The sequence below is a fragment of the Psychrosphaera sp. genome, assembly GCF_982872775.1.
Genome location: NZ_CEYNSH010000020.1, coordinates 53,393 through 57,947 on the forward strand (window position 1 = coordinate 53,393; position 4,555 = coordinate 57,947).

A 4,555-nucleotide genomic window follows, 5' to 3' on the forward strand; every position below is an offset into this window, starting at 1 on the left:
TTTTAATCTATTCTTTTAATCTATTCTTTTTATCTGTTCTTAATCGAGAGAAACCGCTCGCTCTTCACTAATTTTGTTCGGCTTAACAAACCAGGCTCTCATCAATATCATAGCGATAAAGTACAAGGCTGACGCCAAGAATAAAGGCCAGATTGAGTCTAACTGAATCAATACACCACCAAATATCGCGGCAAACACATTGGCAATACAGAACGTCGTCGTTAATAGGCCCATTGCCGCCCCATTGCCTTTTCCTGGCTGACTATCACTAATAAATACCGGCAACATTCCGTTATATATCGCAATACTAATTCCGGCCAAAGAAAAGACAATATTGGTCACGTAGCTCTCGGTAAATGGCAACAAAAACAAAAACGCCGATAACATCACCATGCTAAACAACATCGGGCCTGTTAAACCAAAACGACGCTGTATGCCCGTCACCAATAGTACAGAAGACAAAGTCATAAAAATCGTCATGTTCGTTGTTGTCAGGCCAATACCTAAAGAGCCAAATCCCAGTTTGTCGACTAACCAAATTGGATAAAATTCGTAAAACAGATTCATTGCTAATGTGTATATAAAATACATATAAAACAGTTTTCTAAGCCAAGGGTCTGCCAACATCCGCAATGAGTTCTCTTTAATTGCTGCCTTAAACACAGACATTGACTCGGTAGCGGGAGTAATGGACGTTTCACCAAGTACCGCCTTTACTAAGACCACACAAAATAGAGAGGCGACGGCGGCCGCAAACATAGCGTAATACGGCTCAAAGTGCCCTAACGAACCACCAATTAACGGACCAAGTAACCAGCCGACAAACACAGAACTGTTAATTAATGAGACGGCGCGAACTTTATCGTTAGATAGTTGCGCTGCAGACTTTTGGGGCTGTGCTGTGTTTAGCGATGAGTCCGTACTTTTTGTTGAATCGACACTTTCTTCAGCCGTTTGAAATTCGTTTTCTTCTGACTGTTGACCTATATCTAAAGCGATGGCCCGAGCAATAGCAATATTGCCTTCTGTAATGCCGGTTAAAAAGCGGCTTATTACCAACAATAAGTAGTCACCAATGTATAAAGCATAAGCTGAAGCTAGATAACCGAAAAAACATATAATTAATGTATTAGACAATACTCTACGTCGGCCAAAACGGTCTGAAAGTGCGCCAATAAAACTACTGCCAATAAAAATTCCCAGCGGATAAATCGCCAATAGTACGGTAAGCAGCGTTTCACCAGACAAACCAGCGTAGGTATTTAGACTAGATGCTGGAGCATCAATAAACAGTGGAGTTAGCACAGGGTATGGTAATGACAGTCCCATGCATGCCAACAACGTGACACACAATGCAACCCATAATGATTTTGAAATACCTAAAAACATAGCTAACTTTCCAATATTAAAAACTATCTAACGCACTCGAACCAAGGCTCTGGTTTCACCAAACCTTTGACTAAACTTTCGTAAAACCGACTTTTATGGCAGGCTTAAAAGTATGCGATGATTACCGAATTTAAGCTAATCAATTTAATCTATCTTTAGTATCGAGTTTACTTATCAATTCGACTAGACGTCGAATATTTGCTTATTAAACAAACTATCGCTTTAATTTCGTTGTAAAAGTTTCTACTATTAAAGCATGTCCAATATTTAACCAGGCGATGGAATGACAGAGTTGAAAGACCAACTTCAATCTGCACTTGTTGTAGAGCAGCAGTCTCTTGCCCAAAGCCATATTAAATATTCGCTACAACATCTTGGTTTTGAACGCATCGACTTTGTTGACCGCGCGCACCTCGCCATAGAATCCATCAAAAAACGCCAATACCAACTCATTCTTTGTGCTTATGAATTAAATAAAGGCGCAGACGGATTTCAACTTTTTGAACGTCTTCACGAACAGCAATTGTTAAAATGCGGTACCTGCTTTGTGTTCATGAGTTCTGATAATGATATTCAATTAAGTCATAGCATCATCGAATTAAACCCTGATGACTTTTTACTGAAGCCATTTACCTCCAAAGAGCTCGAGCAGCGTTTAAGGCGCGTCCTAACAAAAAAAGTCGCCCTGTCTGAAGTCTTTCACTGTTTAGATTTAAAAGACATTAAAGGTGCTCTAACGCGCCTCAACCACTTTATTTCAAAAAATGAGTCTCCGAATTGGCTTTCGTATTTAATGAAACTAAAAGGTGAAATCTTAAAAGAAGCCGGTGATTGGTCAGAAACTCTAGAGTTTTACCAATCCGTTCTTAAAGTCAAACCCTTCCAATGGGCACAATTAGGATTAGTGGAGTGCCACCTGCACTTGAGCCGATTCTCTGAAGCCAAACACCTGTTAGGTGAACTCATAGAATCTCGAGCCACGCGATTGCCTGCTCTGGAACTTATGGCAGAGCTATGCGAATTGAACGATAAATTTGATGATGCACTTCACCACTTAAAACAAGCGACAGAAATGGCGCCACGGAACATTCATCGCCAGCAACACTTATATAGCCTAGCCAGAATTACTTATGACTATGAGTCGCAATATCAAGCTTCTAACAGCATCGTACGAAATTTGCGTCATAGTGTTCATGAAAGTCCCGAAGCTTATCTGACAGCAGTTCGGGCTAATGTTGATTATGGCCTCACTTCTTTCAACGAGACTGAAGTAAATAGGCTTGCTCAACAAAGTCAGCATATTCTCGACAACTTAAAAAAGAAGTTTCCAAAAGAAGCACTCAATGATCAAATTGGCGTCGCCACTGCACGTATTCATTTCCTTAAAAATGAGACCGCCAAAGCCAAACAAATCCTCGAAAACCGACTCGAACAAAACGACATTATTGAAGTCGACGATTTAGAAGACGCCCTTGATATGGCCAAAGCTTTACACGAACTTGGGTTTCACAAAGACTCAGAGCGCGTGTTTAATGCCATTGCAGAAACCAGTGAGTTACAGCCAGAATCCTTGTTCGCCAAGTTTATAAACACAGAAAAGCAGCTTCGAGTAGAAATAAAAGCCTCACCAAAACAACTCAATAACGACGCGGTTACCTACTACACCAGAGGTAACTTAAAAGAGGCCCTCACCGCTTTTAGTAACGCCTTTAAAGTCATGCCTAAAAACCCATCAATTGCGCTCAACTTATTACAAACGATGGCGGAAAGTCAGTTTTTAAATTTTGAGTCTGAGGATGTCATGGAGCTTCTCGATAAGTGCCAAAACACTATCGATAATTCAACTTTGACTGACGAACAAGCCGAACGTTACCGCAAGTTAAAACAAAAGCTGCAAGAAGAACGAATCTAGAATCAATTTAGTTTGATTTTGTATTTGTTTTTGAATTAGGGTCAGCCTCAGGCTCTGCAGCCTCTTCCACCTCTATAAGCCACAGACTAAAGAATCGTTTTAAACGTTGGGAGCTTATCCAATACCAACACAAGTACACACCAAGTAAAAATAATAAAGGGCCGCTCCAATGCACTAACAAATGGCTTTGCCACATGCCAGTTCCTTGAACCACCAAATCAGTGGCCAAGCCTAAAGGAATGATATATCGAAAAACAGGCCATATAACGGATTCAAAAGAAGCCCATAATCGCCCTTTGCTTAAGAAAAAGGCATAAGCAACAAGGCCAGGGATCCCTATCAACATTGAAGTGTAAAAAGCAGATGGAGAGGGGTAAATCAAAGAGATAATCAAGCCTGGGTCGTCTCGGTGAGTCAATGAGATCACCCAAATAAAATAACCTCTGAGTACATAAGCCAACACTAAATAAAAGCCGACAGGAACCCGCACGCGGCCTTCAAAATCAAAGTCTTTATAATTCACTACATACTCAGGCTAAATTGTTTAGACAGAATCTACCATATTTAAGACTTCAACCAAATGTTCTTGTGGTTGAATGCCCTCCAAGCCAATTTCTTCATTAATGATCATAAGCGGGGCTTGTTCTATGCCTAATTCACTAATCAAGGCGTGTTCTTGCGACAGGTGGGAGTTTATATCCGCCTCTGAAGGGCTTGTTTGAGGTGACGAGGATAAAATACTTTCCAGCAAAGACTCAGCAAAACTTTGGTCAATCACTTGGTTCTCAACAAACATTGCGACGAATAATTTATCCATGAATGCCGATGCTTGGCCACACACCGCCGCTTTTGCCACTAATGCTTCGATGTTGTCGACTTGTAACGGCTTGATGTCTTCTGGATTTAATTGAATATTAAGCTCTTGAGCCAGTAAATTAAATTGCTCAAACTTTAAATCGGCCCAGACTTTTTCTTGGCCGTTAGTCTTAGCAAACCAATGTAAAAAGGTTGGTTGCTCCGCATCCGTTTGGTCGAAGTAATCGTCTTTTGTTCGCAAAAACTTATAGTCGAGTTCAGCGGTTTTGTTTGTTTTCTTCAAGCAATACTGCAATTGGCTATGCGCCAAATAGGAATAAGGACAAAAGGGATCCAACCAAAATTCTACTTTCATTGTTTATGCTCATTGAATTGGGCTAATTACTGTTTTTAAACAAAAATATTGTTTAATGACGTCTTAGCAAATCAATGCAATTT

At 40.4% G+C, this 4,555-nt stretch carries 4 protein-coding genes; 1 reads left to right on the plus strand and 3 read right to left on the minus strand.

The genetic code is table 11. The annotated features are described in order from the left end of the window. Positions 1–39: 39 nt before the first annotated feature. Positions 40–1,389, minus strand: a complete 1,350-nt coding sequence (locus AC4E96_RS07855; RefSeq protein ID WP_490255423.1) for an MFS transporter — start codon at positions 1,387–1,389, stop codon at positions 40–42. A gap of 283 nt (positions 1,390–1,672) precedes the next feature. Between AC4E96_RS07855 and AC4E96_RS07860 the strand changes: the two genes are divergently transcribed. Beyond that, positions 1,673–3,301: a response regulator gene (locus AC4E96_RS07860; RefSeq protein ID WP_490255424.1), complete on the plus strand. Its 1,629-nt coding sequence runs from the start codon at positions 1,673–1,675 to the stop codon at positions 3,299–3,301. 7 nt (positions 3,302–3,308) lie between these two features. On the opposite strand, the gene AC4E96_RS07865 is transcribed toward AC4E96_RS07860, so the two are convergent. Together AC4E96_RS07865 and AC4E96_RS07870 are read right to left on the minus strand one after the other, a co-directional pair. Beyond that, positions 3,309–3,824, minus strand: coding sequence for a DUF2919 family protein (locus tag AC4E96_RS07865; RefSeq protein ID WP_490255425.1), 516 nt, complete (start codon positions 3,822–3,824; stop codon positions 3,309–3,311). A gap of 21 nt (positions 3,825–3,845) precedes the next feature. Further along, complete coding sequence (locus tag AC4E96_RS07870) at positions 3,846–4,472, minus strand: DsbA family oxidoreductase (protein WP_490255426.1); 627 nt, start codon at positions 4,470–4,472, stop codon at positions 3,846–3,848. Between the last annotated feature and the right edge of the window lie 83 nt (positions 4,473–4,555).